Genomic DNA, 17,594 nt, shown 5'->3' with positions numbered 1-17,594 from the left:
GCGGCGCCGTCACGCTGGGTGCGGCCGGGGTGGGTTGCGCCAGGCAGGCACCATGGACGTCGTGAGCTGCGGTGGTTGACCCGTTACGGGCTGAGGACCCGCGCCGCCTCGGGCCGTACCGGTTGCTCGGGCGGCTCGGTGCCGGCGGCATGGGCCAGGTCTTCCTGGGCCGGGACGCGGCCGGGGCCGCCGCGGCCGTCAAGACGCTGCACCTCGGCGCCGGCTACGACGACGAGCTCGTCGAGCGGTTCCGGCGCGAGGTCGAGCTCGCGGCGAAGATCGAGTCCGAGCACACCGCGCGGCTGCTCGACGCCGACCCCGCCGGGGCGCCGCCGTGGCTGGCGACCGAGTACCTCCCCGGCATCACCCTCGCGGAGGTGGAGGAGCTGGCCGGGGCGCTGCCCGAGGAGCTCGTCCGGCGGCTCGGCGCGGCGCTGGCCGGCGGGCTGGCCGCGATCCACAACGCGCGCGTCGTGCACCGCGACCTCAAGCCGAGCAACGTGCTCGTGCTGCGCGACCAGATCAGGATCATCGACTTCGGCATCGCGCGGCCCGACGATGCCGCCCGGCTCACGGCGTCGCAGTATTTTCACGGTACCGTCGGCTACATCGCACCCGAGCGGTTCGCGGGCAAGGCGGGGACCCCCGCCTCGGACGTGTTCGCGCTCGCCGCGGTGCTGGTGCGCGCCGCGACCGGGCGGCTGCCCTTCGAGGGCCGCAACATGGCCGAGTACCTCTACGCCGTGCACTACAGCGCCCCGAACCTCGTCGGGGTGCCCGCGGGCATGACCTGGACGCTGCGCAAGTGCCTCGAGGCGGCGCCCGAGGACCGGCCCACCGCGCGGCAGGTCCGCGAGCGGCTCGCCGCCGGCCTCGCCGAGCACGCCGGGCCGTGGCTGCCCGCGCCGGTCCTGGCCGCGATCGACGCCCGCCACGCCGCCGCGAACGCGCTGCTCAGGCCGGGCCGGAGCCGTCCGTGGCGAGCCGGTCACGCCATGGCGCGCAGCGAGGTCGTGGCCGGCGGTGACACCGTCGTGGTGAGCGCCGACGACGGCATCCACGCGCTCGAGGCCGCCGACGGCAGCGTGCGCTGGCGGCACCCGGAGCCCACGACCCCGGGATACCGTCCCGTGCTCGCCGGCGACACGCTGATCAGCCCGGCGCCGAGCAGGACCGTCGCGCTGGACCTGCGCACCGGGGCGCCGCGGTGGCAGCTCCCGGTCGCGGCGCACGGCGAGCCGGTCTACGCGCACGGGCAGGTCCACGTGCTCGGCCCGGGCAAGCGCAACCTCTTCGCCGTCGACGCCGAGACCGGGGCCGAGGTGTGGCGCACCGCGGCCGCGGCGATGCGGCCGGTGCCGGTGCCGGGCGGCGTCGCCATCGTCCAGGGGCGTACGGTCCGGCAGCGCCGCGGCGACGGCAGCACCGGCTGGTCCCACGGCGAGCTGCCCGCCCCGGCCGGCTCCCTGGACGCCGCCGGGGACCTGGTGCTGGTGCGGGCCGGCGACGAGCTGCTCGGTCTCGGCGCCCACGACGGGGTGCCCCGCTTCCGCCGCACCGGCCTGCCGCCCCGCCTCGCGCCCGCCGCCACCGCCGAGATCGTGGTGCAGCCCGCGGGCGGCGAACTGCTCGGCCTCGACCCCGCCGACGGGGCGCTGCGCTGGCGGCGGCCCGGCGACGGGGTGCCGCACGCGGTCCCGGGCGCGGTCTTCGTGGCGGAACCGGGCGGGCTGACCGCGCTGGGCCCCGACGGCGAGATCCGCTGGAAGGTGCCCGGCGTCGCCGTGTGGCCGGGCGTGCACGCGACCCGGACACTGGTCTACGTGGTCGACGCCGGGGTCCTGCACGCCTACTCGCGCCACGACGGCACCCCGCGCTGGTCCGCGCCGGACATCGTGGTCACCCGGGCGCCGGTCGTCGGCGACGGGGTGCTGTACCTCGACAACGGATACACCTTGTTCGCCATCAACGCCGACGACGGGGAGCGACTGCCCACATGACGGTGCGCATCGAGTTCGAATCGGACCGGCGCTTCACGGACCAGTTCGAGCTACAGTGGGGCCGCCTGGCGGACACCGGCGAGCGGGTGCTGCGCCGGACCGCCCGCAACGCCGACGCCCAGCGGCTCGTCCACGCCGAGGTCCACGCCGGGCGGCAGCTCGACGCGCTGCCCGGCACCACGTACCCGCCGCAGGTGTGCCGCGTGGTCGAGTCGGACCTGAGCGGGCCGGAGCCGTACGTCACCAGCACGTACCGCGGCGTGCCCGTGGCCGGGCAGCCCGGCGCGCCGCTGCCCGAGACGCTGCTGACGATCTTCGGCGACCTGCTGGTGGCGATCCAGACCCTGGCCAAGGCCGGGCTCACGCACGGCGCGATCATGCCCGAGTTCGTGCTGTGGGACGGCATCCACGCCCAGCTCGTCAACCTCGGCGAGACGGTCGCGGTCGGCGAGCCGGCCCGCTCCGCCCTCGACCCGCGGTGGCAGCCGCCGCCGGGACCGGACGGGCTGCGGCTGGCTACCGAGGCGCACGACGTGTACCAGGCCGGCATGGTCGTGTTCTGCATCGCGCTGCAGCGCGGGCCGGACACGGCCCCGGCCGTGCGGGAGGAGCTCGGGCGGGGCGGCGGCTCGGCCCTCTCGGCGCTGCTCGAGGGCGTCTTCGCCGACGACCCGCGGGACCGCCCCGACACCCACGAGCTGCTGCGGCGGGTCGAGGACGCCCGCTACGAGCCGGTCTGGCAGAGCTCGGACCCGTCCGACGCCACCACGGCGACGATCAAGATCCCGCAGCAGTACTCCCCCGCGCCGGCGGTCGCCGTTCCCGCCGTGGCCCGGGCCGCCGTGCCGCTCAGCCCCGCCCGCGACGAGTTCCGGCGGCTGGTGGCGGCGAAGCGGCAGTACCGCGAGCAGCGCGAGGCGCCCCAGCAGGTCGCGTGGCGCTTCGCCCGCGGCCTCGCCGACGTGCTGTGGTACAGCCGCGACGAGTTGAGCAGCCGGATCATCATGGGCGTCATCGCGCTCGTCGTCGTGGGCGTGCCCCTGCTGCTGATCATTCTCATCGCCACGAACCTGGGAGGGTCCAAGTGAACCTCGCGAGCCCGAGCCGCCTGCTCGGCCGCGTGCTCTGCCCGATCTGCCTGCAGTGGATCCACTGGAGCAAGGCGCAGCGGGTCGAGGTCGACGTGGAGACCCAGCAGCACCGGCCGTTCCGCCCCCGCGGCGCCGACGAGACCAAGGAGGCCTTCGCCGAGCGGCGGCTGGGCGCCCAGCGCTCCTGCACGCTCATGCGCGACGGCATGGCCACCACCCACTACCTGCCGGACCGCTACGGCGACTACGGCGACCCGATCGTCATCGGCCTCGTCGGGCACCGCGCGGCCGGCAAGACGCTGCTGCTGGCCGCGATGGTCGAGGCGCTGCGCAACAACCTGGAGCTGGCCGACCTCGGCCTGCGTGTCGAGCGGCTCGACGAGGCCATCGAGCACAACTACATGACCCGGTTCGTGGAGCCGTTCTGCCACCGGCGCGAGCAGCTGCCGCTGACCCAGATCAGCCCGATCGCGTTCAGCTATGTGGCGAAGGTGTACAGCGCCCACGCCCGCCGCGACTTCGCCGTCGCGTTCTTCGACGTGGCCGGCGAGCAGCTGCGCCGGCGCCGCTCCGGCGACCGGTTCCTCGACACGTCGTTCCTGTCCGCCGTCAACGCGCTCATCTTCGTGGTCGACCCGGAGAAGGCGCTGCCGGCCGCGCTCGGCGAGCCCGCGACCGTCTACGGCGACCCGGCCTTCAACGCGGTCATGGACCGGCTGGTCGAGGTGCGCGGCGAGTCCGGCACCCAGTTCCTGCCGATCCCGGCCGCGATGGTGGTCGCCAAGTCCGACCTGCTCGCCGCGCGGCGGCCCGAGGTGGCCCGCTGGCTCGGCCGCGACGACAACACGCGGCTGCACACGGTCGCCGAGGAGAGCGAGGAGGTGTACGAGTTCCTCGCCACCAACGGCGCCGAGCGCTTCCTGCCGCCGGTCAACCGGGTCAGCGACGTGAGCCTGCACTACGCCTCCGCGGCCGGGGTCGCCCCGGTCGACGGGCACTTCCCGGCCGACGGCTTCGGCCCCCGCCGGGTGCTGCGCCCGCTGCTGTCCCTGTTCGCGATGACCGGCGTCCTCGACCGTTCCATCCTCGGCAACTGAGGAGTCCGATGACACAGGCAACGGGACGCATCGAGCAGATCGTGTTCCGCTGGCGGGCCCGGTCCGCGGCCGCCGGCAACGACGGCGTCGGCCCCGACGCCACCTCGCTGCCCGAGTCCGCCGTCGCGTGGTGGGACGAGCGCCTGGCCCTGCGCATCACCCGCGCCCCCGGCCGCAACGAGCGCCCGTCGCTTTCCTACCTGCGCGTCGAGGGCCACGGCGTGATCCTGCACAAGGTGCCGGCCCGCGACGACAAGAACCGCCCCGGCGCCGCGATCGCGCACGCCCTCATCGGCCCGGCCGAGCTCGTCACCGTGCAGCTGGCCCTCGGCCTGGAGCACTGGCCGCACTGGGCCGGGCGCAACGACCCGGGCGCCTACCCGCCGGGCCGGCTCGGCGCCGTGCCCTACGCGGCCCTGCGCGAGCACGCCGACGCCGCCAACGCCCAGCCGGTCACCGACCCCGGCCCCGTCTTCGACGAGCTGCTCGAGCGGGTGCTGGCCAACCCGGCCGCCCCGCTCACCGTGGTCCTGGCCGACGCGCCCGCGACCGCCCTCGTGCGCGGCCTCGTCGACGTGCTCGGCGACGTGCGCGACCTGACCTTCGCCACCAACGAGGACGACGACACCGACCCGGACCTGCCCCGGCTGGTCTTCCTCGACGCGGTCACCGGCGGCAGCGGCTACGCGGCCACCCGCGAGCGGCTGTACCCGGGCACCGGCCCCGGCGGTAGTCCCGGCAGTAATGCCGGCGGGAATCCCGGCGGGAATCCCGGCGGGAATCCCGGCGGTGGCCACGGCGACGGCTTCGCCCGGCAGCTCGCCGACATGTGGCGGCGCGGCGGCGCGGCCGAGCTCGCCCCGCTGCGCGGCGGGCGCAGCATCGCCGGCGCCGCGGACGTGCGGCAGTGGCAGAGCGACGTGCTCGTCGGCGGCCGCATCCTGCAGACCACGCTGCTGGAGGCGGTCACCTCCGGCCGGGCCGCGCCCGAGCACCTGGAGCTGCTGCGCACCGAGGCCGGGCAGCGCCAGATCGAGGGCGAGGCGGCCAAGCTCAACGACGGGGACCTCGCGGGGGCGTACCAGGCCTGGCAGTCCGGCGGGGCCCTCGCCGCCCGCCACCCGGGCGCGAGCCAGGTCCTCACCCGGCTCGTCGTGCAGCGGGCGATGCGGGCCGGGGCCAGCAAGACCCTGCGCGAGGCGCTGCGCCGCTCCGCGTTCGACCCGGGCCTCGTCGACGCCCACCTGCGCGCCTGGGCCGGCCACGGCCGCAACGCGAGCGCCAGCCCGGCCGCGATCGTCGAGCTGGCCCAGCTCGCCGCGTCCTTCGGGGTGCCGCCCGCGCTGCAGTCGCCCGGCGTCCAGGCGCTCATGGACCGCATCGCGCTCGCCGACCTCATCGAGCTGGCCAACCGGCACACCGGCTCCGACGTGCAGATGACCGAGCTGCTGCTCAGCGCCGCCGAGAGCCGCCGGTTCGACCCCGCGGCCGTGGACCAGGCCCACACCGCGCTGGAGCGCACCGACTTCCTCATCTACTGCATCCCGTTCCTGCCCGGCGACGCGCCGGTCGCGCAGGACCGGTGGTACCGGCTGCTGCTGGCCGTGTTCGGCCCGCGGCTCGGCGCCGAGCAGGGCCGCGAGCTGCACGACGTGCTGAAGTTCCTCGCGCGGGAGGACGCCCCGGAGGTACCGCCGGCGCTGGCCTATGCCCTTCGCAGGTTCCCGGCGAGCCTGGTCGGCAAGGCGCGGGTCGACCAGCTCGCCGCGCGGGACTTCTATCTGGCCGCCGGGCTGCCCGACATCTGGCCGGAGCGCGCCGAGCTGCTGCTCGCCGAGCGGCGCACGACGCTTCGCCAGCGCGCCGCGCCGCCGGGCACTGTGACCCGCTCGGCGGCCGTCCCCGCGGCCGAACGGCCCCCGCGCGTCCCGCCCCGGCTGCTGCTGATGGTGGGCGGGGCCGCGCTCGTCGTCGTGGCCCTCGTCGCGGTCGTCATCTTCGCCATGCAGGGGGGAGCCAAGTGAGCGAGTTCCGGCTCAGCATCGACTACGGGACCACGAACACGGTCGCCTACCTGCAGCCGCCGGGCGAGGCCCCGTTCGCGCTGCAGTTCGACGGCCGGCCGCTGCTGCCCTCCGCCGTGTGGGCCGACGAGCACCGCTCGCTCGTCACCGGCAACGCCGCCGTGCGCTCGGCCCGCCTCGACCCCGGCCGCTACGAGCCCAACCCGAAGCGGCGCATCGGCGAGCAGCGGGTGCTGCTCGGCGGCGACGAGTTCGACATCGCCCAGCTGATCGGGGCGACGCTGGCCCAGGTGTACGCCGAGGCCGTCCGCCTGGCCGGGACCGACGTGCTGACGGTGATCCTGACCCATCCGGCGGCCTGGTCCGCCGACCGCCAGGGCGTGCTGCGCGCCGCGGCCGGGCACGCCGGGCTGCACCAGCCGACGCTGGTCAGCGAGCCGGAGGCGGCCGCGGCCCAGCTCATCGCGTCGGGCGCGACGGTCGCCGACGGGGACCCCCTCGTCGTGTACGACCTCGGCGCCGGCACCTGCGACGTGACCGCCGTGCTGCGCACCGGCCGCGAGTTCCAGCAGCTGGCCAAGGCCGGCCTGGATGACGTGGGCGGCCTCGACCTGGACGAGGTCGTCCAGCGCCGCGTGGGCCGCGCGGTCGGCGACCGCCACCCCGACGAGTGGGCCCGGCTCATGGAGCCCGAGGGCCCGGACCGGTGGTCGGCCCGGCTGCTGTGGGACGACTGCCGCGGCGCGAAGGAACGGCTCAGCACCGAGCGCGTCGCGCGCGTGCAGGTACCGCTCATCGACGAGGACGTGTCGGTGACCCGCGGCGACTTCGAGCGCGACGCCCGGGCGCTGCTGCAGCGCACGGTCGCGATGACCGAGCAGGTGCTGCGCCGCGCGAAGATCGGCCGGGACGACCGGGCCGAGCTGTTCCTCGTCGGCGGCGCGACCCGCACCCCGCTCGTCGGGACGCTGCTGGGCCAGGCGACGGGCCGCTCACCGCGCCGGGTGGAGCATCCCGAGCTGGTCGTGGCCGAGGGGGCGCTGCGGTACCTCGCGATGCGGGCGAACGAGCCGCCGCCCCGGAACCGCACGATGCCGCTGCCCGCGGCCCCCGTCGGGGTGCCCGTCTCCGCCCCGCCCACGCTCGCGCCGTGGCGGCCCGGCACCGGCAGCACCGCGCACGACGGCGGGACGCTGCGGGAGCCGGTCGTGACCGGGCCGCCGCCGGCCACACCCCCGACCCGCCGCGAGTCGGTCACCGTGAAGATGCCCCAGCAGCCGGCTCCCCCCGCGGCCCCCGCCCCGCCGCCCTACGGCACCCCCCAGCAGGACAAGCGCAAGCTGATCCCGAACCCGTACCGCCATCACGGCCGGGCGACGGTCCGCTTCGCCGCGGTGTTCGTGGCCGGCATCGTCCTGGGCCTCTTCGACGGCCTCCTGTTCACGCTGCTGAGCTGGCTGCTGATCCTCGGCGGCGGCGCGGGCCTGGTGTGGAAGCTGTTCCAGTGGGCGGTGAGCGCGCGGGACACCCGCCCGACCAGGATCGACGCGACGGGCATCACGGTGACGAAGGGCGGCCACGACACCACGTTCCCGTGGTCGCTGATGGCGACGGTGTACATCCGGCCGTACCGCGGCAGTCGCTGGCTGGTGTGCACGCCGGCGAGCAACACCGCGCTCGGCAGCGACCACGGCACCGCGCGCTTCTGGTCCCGGCCGTACAGTGTGTTCTTCCTGACGAGCACCAGCGGCTTCGGCGACGAGCTGGTGAAGGAGGCCTTGGAGCAGTACGCGGGCGACCGCTACGCCCACTGACCCCCTCGCCCTCGCCGTCGCGGCTCGGACGGGTCAGTTCATGACCAGGCCGCCGTTGACCGGCGCGGTCGTGCCCGTGATGCATCCGCTGTCGTCGCCGGCGTAGAAGGCGACGGCCCGGGCCACGTCGTCCGGCGAGGCGATGCGGCCCAACGCCGTCTGGGCCGCCATGCGCGCCTGCTGCTGCTGATCGAGGGCGGCATGGAGGAGCCCGCTCACCGGCCCCGGCTCCACCACGTTCACGGTGATCCCGCGCGGACCGAGCTCCTGCGCGACGAAGCGGGCGAAGGAGCTCAGGGCCGCCTTCGCGGTGCCGAGCGCGATCATGCCCTCGTCGGGGCGGCGGCTCAGCACGGCGCCGAGGTAGACGATCCGCCCGTAGCCGCGCGAGGTCATGCCCGCGACGACGGCCTTGGTGACCAGGAACGCCGCTCGCACCTCCTGCTCCACCTTGCTGCCCAGCTCGTCGACCGAAATCGTCTCGAAGGACTTGATGGCGTACGGCACCAGGGCGTTGTGGACCAACACCTCCACCTCGCCCATGGCGGCGCGGACCTGCTCGAGCATGCCGGCCACGGCGGCACCGTCGCGCACGTCGGCCTGCACGGCCATCGCCCGGCCGCCGGCGGACCCGATCGACGCGACCACCTCGTCCGCCTCGCCGCGGCTGCTGCGGTAGTTGACCACGACCCGCATGCCCCGCGATGCCAGCACCCGGGCCACCGCCGCGCCGATCCCCCGGCTCGCACCCGTGACCAGGGCGACCCGGCCGTCGCGCTGCACGTTCGTCATGTGGCCTCCGGAGGTGTTGGACACACCCGCCTTGCCCAGCAGCGACGGCCGGGTTCGGCGGCGCGCGAGCGGGACTTCCGCGGTGAGCAGCTCGCGGGATGCCCGGCAATCGTCCGGGCAAACCTGGCTCCGTGTGACGGCGGCTGCGACGGCGCCGGTGGCTGCCGAGCTCCCACCAGCTCTGGCCGTGGAAGGTTCAAGTGCTCGTCGCGACTGCGCCGTGGGCGTTCCGGCGCAGTCCCCGCAAGGCCACGGATCGGCTACCTCGACTCCGAACTGGCCCGAGGCCTTCGCTGCTACTGCATTTCCTCTATTTCCTCGGGAACGGGCGTGACCCGATGGGTGACGAGCGTCTGCCGGAGCTTTGGCCGGGACCGGGGCTGGCGATGCACGAAATCGCCGGCCGCTCCGTCCAAAACGCGTCGGTGACAGCCTCGATGCCGGCAGCGGATCGGCGTGGCCCGCTTGTGCGCCACACCGTGGACCAGCGTGGCGCCGGTGGTCCGGCCGCCGGGAAGGTCCGTTTCGGTCATTCCCGGTGTGTAGCAGCCCCTGGGAGCGGCGCCGACACCGCAAATTCAACGCCGCGTCAGCGGCGCTTCTCGAAGCACAGCTGGTTGTACGGCGACGAGCCGTACCACTCGACCTCGGTGTAGCCGCTGCTGCGGTACAGCGCGATCGCCTCGGTCAGGCAGCCGTGTGTGCCCAGCCGGAACGTGTTGACGCCCTGCCCGGCGGCGTCGTCTTCCAGCCGCCGCAGCAGCCGCCGGGCCAGGCCGAGGCCGCGTGCGGTGTCGTCGATCCAGAGGTGCCTGATCTCGGCCACGCCCGGCTCCAGCCGCACCCAGGCGCCGCAGCCGGCCGGCCGGTCCCGCTCGGTGACCAGCCACAGCGCGTCGAGCTCGGCGGGGCGGGTGAGCGTCGCGGCGTCGTAGCCCCCGGGGAAGCGCCGGTCCAGCTCGGCCGCGTAGCGGTGCAGGCACCGCCAGGCGCGGGGGTCGTCGGCCGGCACGGGGGCGATGGTCACCGAGGCGAGCCGCAACAGCCGCCGGACCGTGCCCTGCGCGGCTACCAGCTCAGCCTGCTCGGCCGGCCCGAGCTCGCCCAGCAGCGCGACGACGCCGTCGCGGGAGCGCTCGTCGAGGATCCGCCGCTCCCTCCGGCCGGCCGCGGTCGGCTCGACGATCCGGGTGCGCCGGTCGGCGGGGTCGGGCACGACCTGGACCAGGCCCTGCTCCTCCAGCAGGCGCAGGAGGCGGCTGAGATACCCGGAGTCCAGGCCGAGCCGCTCCCGCAGGTCACGCACGGCGGCGCGGTCGCCGACCTCCCACAGCAGCCGCGACGAGCCGAGCGGCCGGTCGCGGCCGAGATAGTGGTCGGTGAGCAGCCCGAGCCGCTCGGTGTAGAACCGGTTGAACTCCCGCACCCGTTCGACCAGGTCAGCCTCCATGCCCCGAGATTAGCTGACCTTGGTCAGTGAATCCATCACCAGCCCGCCCAGAGGGTCAACAGCCGAACCGCCGTTCTGATCGCGACCACCTCGCACGGTGGGCCCGAAACTCACGGATAACGATCAAGGGAAATCGGCCCACCTGGGCCCGGAAATCGCGCACATCTGGGCCCCGTTGACGGCTCTGGTGCGAACATCGTGATTGATCTTCGCTGGCTCATGGGGCGAGTAGCACGCGCTTGCGCAGCAGGTCGAAGTTGGCTCGGCCGTACATCTGTCGTTTCAGAATGATGCGGTTGACGTTGCCCTCGACCGGACCGGAACTGAAGGGCAGCGTGAGTCCGGCGGTCACGGCGTCCAGGTCTGCGGTGAGACCCCTTGCGAACTTCGTGATGCCGGGTAGTGCGCTGCTTCGGCTGCGGTGATCCAGGCACCGAGCTGCTGCCCGCGCAGACGGGTGAGCATCTCGGCGAACGACCGCACCAACGCGGCGGCGGCGCGCAGTTCCGGGCACCGCTGGAGGATGGACTGCAGCTGTTCGGTGTCGCGGTCGGCGAGGTCGTCAGGCCGTCGGCAGATCCAGCTGGTCACTTGCCGCACCGATGGTGGGCGGCGCACCGCCGTCAGATCGGGTTTGCTGCGGTACTGCTCGACGAATTTGCGGATGATCGCGTAGCTGCCGGCGAAGCCCTTCGTTCGGAGCTCGCGGTGCAGCGTGACGGCGCTGAGACAGCCCTCGGCGATGCGTTGGATCAGGTAGGGCTTGAATGGGTCGACCAGGCTGGGCCGGACCTTCTGCCCGACGATCATCTCCTGCCACGTTGCGGCGTGGGCATATCGCGACACGGTGCGGCGGCTCCAGCCCAGATGCCGGGCGATCTGCCGGAACCCGGCGCCCTGCCCCAGTAGTTCGTGCACCAGGCGTGGTGGGCGCGGCGTCGTTCGGCCATCGCCCCGACGTGCTCGGCAACTGCAGCAGACTCCGGTTGTTCGACACGCCCGTCAGCCGGCTCGCCGGGTTCCTCGAGGCAGGGCCGGTGCCGAGCCGTGCACCGCTCCACTGCGGCGGCAAGGTTTTGCCACAGGTGGAACCGGTCGGCGACTTGAACGGCCTGCGGAGCGCCGGTGCGGGCGGCGTCGGCATACGCACTGGCCCGGTCCCGGCAGATCACCTGCGGTGCGGGATGCTGCTGCAGCCACTTGGTCAGCGGGCCGGCGTCACGGCCGGGCAGCAGGTCGACGACCCGGCGGGCTTCGCAGTCGATCAGCACGGTGCCGTAGTGATGGACACGCCTGACCGCGAAGTCGTCCACCCCGAGCACAGCAACCGCCCCGGCGGGAGGGTCCGGCAGCGCTCTGACGAGGCGCAGCAGTCGGTGGCGGCTGACCGGCATCCCCAGCACCAGCGCCAGCCGCGCCCCGGCTCGCCCGGCCAGCGAAAGCCCGACCGCAGCAATCATCTCCCGTAGCCCTTCGCTGACCCTCGACCAACGCCGTGTCAACGACGGCACCCGTTCGGCGAATGTCCGCACCTCGCACGCAGCGTTGACGCAGAAGAACCGCCGCACCCCCAACACAATCCGCGTTGGCCGGCCACCAACCGGAACGTCCGCCAGCATCCGGCGATACCGCGAATGCACTCTGGCCGACGACGTCCCACAACCTCGGCAACCTGCCCGCCGCCCCCGAGCCCGGGCCACGACGACCAAGCCGCCACCAGCTTCAGCAACCTCATCGATCTCGACACCGTCCAAGTGGGCCAACAGCCGTTCAACAGCATCACGAACCCGCTCAACAGATCATCGTCCACCATCGATCAGGACGTTCACACCAGAGCCGACTTAGGGACCCGTTCGTCGACGAGCTCGGGACCCGCCAGCCATCAAGTAACAGGGCCTCGCACGGCCGCGCGGCGGTCATGTGGTGGCAACACCGAAGGTCGAGGTGTCGACAATGACGTCGGCGCGGTTCCGGGTGTTGTCCGCGGCGAAGAAGGCGTCCTCTTCAAGCATCCACCGCTGCCACAGAGCTTTCTTGCCGGGGAATGCCGTGTCGCGTGCCATCCCGCGGGCCAGTCGAAGATCTGCGGGCGCCTCCACCCAGACGGCGTAAGCGAGGCGGCCTGTCGTTGCGCTGCGGGTGCACGTGACGCCCTCCACGATCATCGTGGGCTGCCAATGCCGGGTCTTCCATGCGCCCAGCGAGGATCCGTACCAATCGTTCCAGTCCCTGGCCTGGTAAACGGCGTCTTGACCGGCGAGCAGGGGGCTGAGCACCTGGGCATCGAAGCGTGGCCACCAGTCCGCGAAGCAATCCCACGAGACGAAGTCGTCGATCTCAATGATCGGAGCCGCGAGCAGCCTCGAAACCTGAGCTGCGAGAACACTCTTGCCCGATCCGCTGGGGCCGTCGATGCCGACGATCCGAATTCCGTTCACAGGGTCGCGCCGGAGTACTTCGGTAGCAATCGTCTGCGCCACATCGACGACCATGTGTGACCCTCTCCGCATACCGACGACGAATCACCGTAGCTGACGGTCCCGGATTTGAACGAGACGGCGCCTTCACGGAATTTGAACCAGAGCCAAGGAAGGGGACCCAGATGTGCGCACTTTCCGGTTCGGACGAGCCTGTCTCCCTCGCTCAATAGCCGCGACTTTCGGGAGCCACTCTGCGGCGGCACGCATCGATCAAAATGGCGGGTGGGGATTTGGTCTTCTGGCTAGCCATCAGTAGTTACGCTAAGCAATGGCTGCCCGCTCTGGGCGGCTACCGGATCTGGTTCCCCTCTAGACGATCTATTCCGCAGGACCATTCTGCGATCGTCGACTGCCATCCCGTTGAACCAGGAGACTCCGCCCTCCACGGGATCAAGTCCCTGTGCCAGCCGGTTCAGCGCCAGCTCCAACGAAACCTCCAACCGTGCGGGCGACGATTGAGGTGACGAGGCTGGTCAGGGTGTGCACTTAGCTGGGTGTCGGGGCTGGCTGATCGTCGGAGAGCACGTGGATGTACAGCACGGTGATTCTGGCGTCATCCTTGTCTAGCATCGGGTCCCGGCATGTCGTCGTGGTGCAGGCGTGGACACCGGCGTAGGAGTTGACCAGTTCCGGATGCCATGCCGGCTGGCGGTCCTCGTCGCCCACCACGTTTATTCCGTCCGGAGCGACGCGGCTGGTTGTGCTGGGCGGCGGCACCGCGTTGTCGGCCAGGAACCGGTCCGTCTCGTCGCTGGGGAACGCCACGATGGCGTACAACTCCCACTCAAGCCATTGACTGTAGAAGGAGTAACGGAGGCGTGCGTCTTTCGGAAGTTTGATCTCGGCGACCTCCTGGACCTCGGACATGCCCGGATGCCCGGTGGTACACCTGTTGAGGTCATGCAGGCACCACACGATCGTGACCACCGGCAGCGCGAGCCACCCCAGCATCGCCAGCACGGTCGCGACAGCGGCACCGATCAGCCACTGCCCGAGCTTGAGGGTGCGAACGTCATACCAGCGGTGAGACGTAATCATCGCGGCAGATGGTATCCGTAGCACGCCCCGTAGATTCCGTTCGTCTCCGAATCCGACCAGGTCCTTCACCAATCCGCCAGAATCTTGGTTTGGGAAACGCTGCCATCGTCGCCGACATGACCCTCATCGGCCCAGCCCGTCATTGCCGACGCTCAAACCGCGAAACGGAATTCGGTGCCGACCGAGGTAAACCTGCGTGGCGGCTACCAGACACTCACCGAGCTGGCCGAAGGGCCCGGGCCGCGGGATCGCTACGACCGCTTGATGGGAGTTGCCTGCTCGCTCATGCCGCGGCGGAGGCTCTGGCGTTCATCGTGGCTGGTGACGCATCGTAATACATGGCTGCATTTCCTACCCCCGGCACCCGCCTCGAGTCGCCGGGTGACCTTGTCCTGCGGGCCGCGGTCGCGGCCTACCTCGGTCGCTACCGCGGCCTTACCCGACAGCACAGCGAGTCCGACCTGCGCGTCTTCCTGCGCTGGTGCGCCGACCACGACCTCGACCCGCTCACCGCAGTCCGGATCGACATCGAACGCTACGTCCGCTGGCTGCAGGACGTCCGCTGCTACCAGCCGTCCACCGTCTCCCGCCGACTGTCGATCGTGACCGGCTTCTACCGCGTGCGCGTCATCGATGGAATCCTGCAGCATTCACCCGCCGACTACGTCCGCCGGCCGACCGTCCCCGCCGAGTCGCCCACCCTCGGCCTCGGGCACCTGCAGTTCGAGGCCCTGATCACCACCGCCCGGCTGTCGGTCAACCCGAACGACTTCGCCCTGATTGCCCTGCTGGGTCTGCTCGGGCTGCGGATTTTCGAAGCCTGCGGCTCCAACATCACCGACCTCGGCGAAGAACACGGCCACCGCGTCCTACGGGTGCGTGGCAAAGGTTGCAAAGTCGTCCTCGTCCCGCTGCCACCCGCGGTGGCCCGGGCGATCGAACGCGCCGTCGGCGAGCGGGTCGACGGGCCGATCTTGCGCAACATGCTCGGCGGTCGCATGGATCGCCACGCCGCGTCCCGTCGCCTCCGACACCTGGCCGCGGCGGCCGGCGTGCGGATGCCGAGGATGCACCCTCACATGCTGAGACATACGTTCGTCACGACCATGCTCGACGCCGGGGTCAGCCTCCGCGACGTGCAGATCGCCGCCCGCCACGCCGACCCGCGCACCACGATGCGGTACGCCAGAGCGGGCCCGCAACAATCTCGACCGCCACCCGAACTACATCCTCGCCGCCTACATGGCCTCCGGAACCTGACCCGGCGGCTCGCGACCATGCCGAGATGAGGACGCCGTGTGACCGGGTGTTGTATCAGCCGATGGTTGCCACGGTCCCGGCCGCTTCATCGGTGACCGTGAGCTGCTGGTCCGGCGGCAGTCGGAAGCGATCTGTAGCGAAGACGGCTCGAAGTCTCGCCACACCGTCTCGCCACCACATCTGAGGCGCAACACCGACGAAATCGGCATCGAGGGTCAACCGCACCGCAATGCTGAGGTCATTCCAGACCAGTTCGTCGCCGATGACGTCGGCCATTCCTGACGGTGTGCCGTTGCGGAGCACGGTCACCGCCATGGAGGAGCCAAGCTGGTGCCACCACATCCGCCGGCGGATCACGTCGTCCGCCGATCGCGGCCGTGCGGCCACAGGCCAAGTCAGCCGAGCGCCCGACACTGCGGCGGAGACGTCACCATCTCGATGCAGCGTCACCATCGCGCGGGGCCTCGGCGTGACCACGTAGTCCAGCAGGTCGGTGGCCGTCCAGGCCGCGATCACTAAAGGCCAGTCCTCGGCCGCGTAGTCCCCGAAATACATCGCTGGCCGGCGCGCGACCGCTTCGCGAAGAGTCACGATCTCCAAGTCCGCAGCCGAGTAGTTTGGATGACCATCCACGCCTTCCATCATGACGTCCGCGACGGCATCCTCATCTGCCGCGATTTGGCTGCTACAGAACGTAATGGCGAACCCGGTCCCCTACTCACGGACATGCCGATGAGCGGATGCCGCGCAGGCACGCCCGTCGAAGGTCTTCATCTCCACATCCAGACACGTGGCCGCGTCGCAATGGCCGTGCGTACTACCTGTTCCAACTCGAGATTCGATATTTTCAGGAAGAGGTTGATCCTGATGCGCGTCTAGCGTCAAGCAAACCACGGAGATGAGTACGCCTGTGCGCAGCATTCTGCTCAGCAGTCCTCCGACCAACCTGCCTCAGGTAGCCGGCTATTATTCGCAACTCGCGGGCCTGCTCGCCGGCTTCTCGTTTGCTGGCTTGATCGCATTACTCACGATGCAGCGTCAAAGTAGGCGGACGGAAGGACCGGCCTTGCGCAGTATCGCGCCACTGCTGAGCGCCTTCGTCGGACTCGTTGCGTCGAGTCTTGACTACGCGCTGGTTTCTGGTGAACAGCAGGGTACTTCGCGCGTCGCATCCCTTCAAACGACTGCAGGCGTAGGATTCTGTGTTGCTGGCATAATGCTGTTTTACTCAATGCTTGCACTCATGGCGGATCTTACGCGAGACGATCCTGCGGAAGATGGGATCGGGTCCGACTCAGTCGACTTTCTGCGCAATGTAATCGTGTGGGTTCTGCCGCCACTGCTCGTACTGCTCATGTGGTCCGGGGTAACCGATCACCTGCATCAGGCATATCGGGATGGGCGTCCATTTCGGCATTGGCTTGACTGGTACGCCGCCACCGTCCTTACCGTAGTTGTCGTCATCGTTCTCACCATCCGGATAACTCGCTTCACCAAACCGTCGGTGACTTCGTTCAGCACTGGTTTCGTGGCACGGCTTGCGATTGTAATTACCTTGGTATCCCTGATAGCTGCCGCCGGGCAGGTTACCTTGACCTCAACGGATCATCAAATCAGCGACCTGTTGCCAGCAATCAGCTTGACTACGGTAGCCGGTTTCTCCCTGCTGAGCTCTTGGTCTGCTAGCGGGTATTCGACCTATCGACCAGAGGTCGCAGCTACGGTGCCAGCACCAAAGAATTCGACGTCGGCACCTCCGCCACCAAAACGAGAGAACGATCCTCCTGCAGACCGAATCCGGGCCGGCATCCTTGAGCCTCTCGATACCGAGACGCTTGTCCGCCGCTCGGTCGACAACTTCCCTCAAGGCTACCTGATGATCATTAGCATCATTCAAGGTGTGGCCCTGGCGGCGATCGTAAGTGAGTCCACCCGTTACGTAAGTTCCGTATCATCGCACGCCATCACACCGGCCCTTGCTCAATCGATACTAAATCTGGTCGGCCTGATCATCGTGTCGTACGAATATTTGTGGTTCACTACCATCGCGCGGTGGGCACCGACTTTTCGGGATACAGCGATACCGTTTGTGCTCGGTGTGGCCGAAATCGTCCCAGCGTACCTTCTGGATCGGCCAACTGCTTGGTGGATCGCATTCGCGACGTTTGCTTTGCTGGGAGCGGGCGCCTTTGGCAACACGTTGTTGCGGTTGAATCCGGAACTGTTTCTCGAAGACGGAGAGTCGTATACAAAAGTTCGACGGCTGCTACGCGTTCTGATGTTGATGTCTACACTGGGAACATGCACCGGGCTCGCGGCCACGTATCTGCTTATCGAACTGCCCCATTCTCTAGCTCCGTGGATAACGACCATAGCAGCCGCCATCATTGTGGCGGCTGATGCTTCAGTGATGATCGGGTACAGTGAACGAGTCCTTAACGACGTGTACGACGCCTTCGGCGTCGGCCGGCGGCCGCCCTTTTTCCAAAAGTTCCATCGTCGCGACCCATCGCAACCAATCACTACGCCGCCTGCATGAGGCACAACC

General features: G+C 70.4%; 15 protein-coding genes. 7 read left to right on the top strand and 8 right to left on the bottom strand.

The window, feature by feature from the left end:
• Positions 1–71 precede the first annotated feature (71 nt).
• Genes ACQP1P_RS16260 through ACQP1P_RS16240 form a run of 5 tightly spaced genes read left to right on the top strand, consistent with a single transcriptional unit; the run spans position 72 to position 8,026 of the window.
• Entirely contained in the window at positions 72–2,000 is a 1,929-nt protein-coding gene (locus ACQP1P_RS16260; RefSeq protein ID WP_433087502.1) for a protein kinase domain-containing protein, read from the top strand.
• Positions 1,997–3,088, top strand: coding sequence for a hypothetical protein (locus ACQP1P_RS16255; RefSeq protein WP_433087501.1), 1,092 nt, complete (start codon positions 1,997–1,999; stop codon positions 3,086–3,088). The genes ACQP1P_RS16260 and ACQP1P_RS16255 overlap by 4 nt, the downstream gene beginning before the upstream one ends.
• Entirely contained in the window at positions 3,085–4,188 is a 1,104-nt protein-coding gene (locus ACQP1P_RS16250; RefSeq protein WP_433087500.1) for a hypothetical protein, read from the top strand. Before ACQP1P_RS16255 ends, ACQP1P_RS16250 begins: the two co-directional genes overlap by 4 nt.
• 8 nt (positions 4,189–4,196) lie before the next feature.
• Positions 4,197–6,212, top strand: coding sequence for a hypothetical protein (locus ACQP1P_RS16245; RefSeq protein WP_433087499.1), 2,016 nt, complete (start codon positions 4,197–4,199; stop codon positions 6,210–6,212).
• Positions 6,209–8,026, top strand: coding sequence for an Hsp70 family protein (locus ACQP1P_RS16240; protein WP_433087498.1), 1,818 nt, complete (start codon positions 6,209–6,211; stop codon positions 8,024–8,026). The genes ACQP1P_RS16245 and ACQP1P_RS16240 overlap by 4 nt, the downstream gene beginning before the upstream one ends.
• Before the next feature lie 33 nt (positions 8,027–8,059).
• Here the strand turns inward: ACQP1P_RS16240 and ACQP1P_RS16235 are convergent, their stop codons facing one another.
• From ACQP1P_RS16235 to ACQP1P_RS16205, 7 genes are all read right to left on the bottom strand, one after another.
• Complete coding sequence (locus ACQP1P_RS16235) at positions 8,060–8,818, bottom strand: SDR family oxidoreductase (RefSeq protein ID WP_433087497.1); 759 nt, start codon at positions 8,816–8,818, stop codon at positions 8,060–8,062.
• Positions 8,819–9,407: 589 nt separating this feature from the next.
• Positions 9,408–10,268 carry a GNAT family N-acetyltransferase gene (locus tag ACQP1P_RS16230; protein WP_433087496.1) on the bottom strand — a complete coding sequence of 287 codons (861 nt, stop codon included), beginning with the start codon at positions 10,266–10,268 and terminating at the stop codon, positions 9,408–9,410.
• 217 nt (positions 10,269–10,485) lie between these two features.
• A complete protein-coding gene (locus ACQP1P_RS16225; protein ID WP_433087495.1) occupies positions 10,486–10,620 on the bottom strand; it encodes a hypothetical protein in 135 nt (44 codons plus the stop codon).
• The gene (locus ACQP1P_RS16220) at positions 10,617–11,078 is read right to left on the bottom strand and encodes a hypothetical protein (protein WP_433087494.1); all 462 of its coding nucleotides are present in this window, start codon (positions 11,076–11,078) and stop codon (positions 10,617–10,619) included. The genes ACQP1P_RS16225 and ACQP1P_RS16220 overlap by 4 nt, the downstream gene beginning before the upstream one ends.
• A complete protein-coding gene (locus ACQP1P_RS16215) occupies positions 11,075–11,968 on the bottom strand; it encodes an ISL3 family transposase (protein ID WP_433090015.1) in 894 nt (297 codons plus the stop codon). The genes ACQP1P_RS16220 and ACQP1P_RS16215 overlap by 4 nt, the downstream gene beginning before the upstream one ends.
• Before the next feature lie 216 nt (positions 11,969–12,184).
• Positions 12,185–12,760 carry a uridine kinase family protein gene (locus ACQP1P_RS16210; RefSeq protein ID WP_433087493.1) on the bottom strand — a complete coding sequence of 192 codons (576 nt, stop codon included), beginning with the start codon at positions 12,758–12,760 and terminating at the stop codon, positions 12,185–12,187.
• A 474-nt stretch (positions 12,761–13,234) separates the two neighbouring features.
• Entirely contained in the window at positions 13,235–13,786 is a 552-nt protein-coding gene (locus ACQP1P_RS16205; protein WP_433087492.1) for a hypothetical protein, read from the bottom strand.
• A gap of 338 nt (positions 13,787–14,124) precedes the next feature.
• Between ACQP1P_RS16205 and ACQP1P_RS16200 the strand changes: the two genes are divergently transcribed.
• The gene (locus ACQP1P_RS16200; RefSeq protein ID WP_433087491.1) at positions 14,125–15,075 is read left to right on the top strand and encodes a tyrosine-type recombinase/integrase; all 951 of its coding nucleotides are present in this window, start codon (positions 14,125–14,127) and stop codon (positions 15,073–15,075) included.
• A 25-nt stretch (positions 15,076–15,100) separates the two neighbouring features.
• Here the strand turns inward: ACQP1P_RS16200 and ACQP1P_RS16195 are convergent, their stop codons facing one another.
• Positions 15,101–15,691, bottom strand: a complete 591-nt coding sequence (locus ACQP1P_RS16195; protein ID WP_433087490.1) for a hypothetical protein — start codon at positions 15,689–15,691, stop codon at positions 15,101–15,103.
• A gap of 265 nt (positions 15,692–15,956) precedes the next feature.
• Between ACQP1P_RS16195 and ACQP1P_RS16190 the strand changes: the two genes are divergently transcribed.
• Positions 15,957–17,585 carry a hypothetical protein gene (locus ACQP1P_RS16190; protein WP_433087489.1) on the top strand — a complete coding sequence of 543 codons (1,629 nt, stop codon included), beginning with the start codon at positions 15,957–15,959 and terminating at the stop codon, positions 17,583–17,585.
• The last annotated feature ends 9 nt before the right edge of the window (positions 17,586–17,594 follow it).

The organism is Dactylosporangium sp. CA-052675 (assembly GCF_050947935.1).
Classification (GTDB): domain Bacteria; phylum Actinomycetota; class Actinomycetes; order Mycobacteriales; family Micromonosporaceae; genus Dactylosporangium.
Note: the sequence above shows the minus strand (reverse complement) of the source record. Positions and strands in the feature narration are given on the sequence as shown.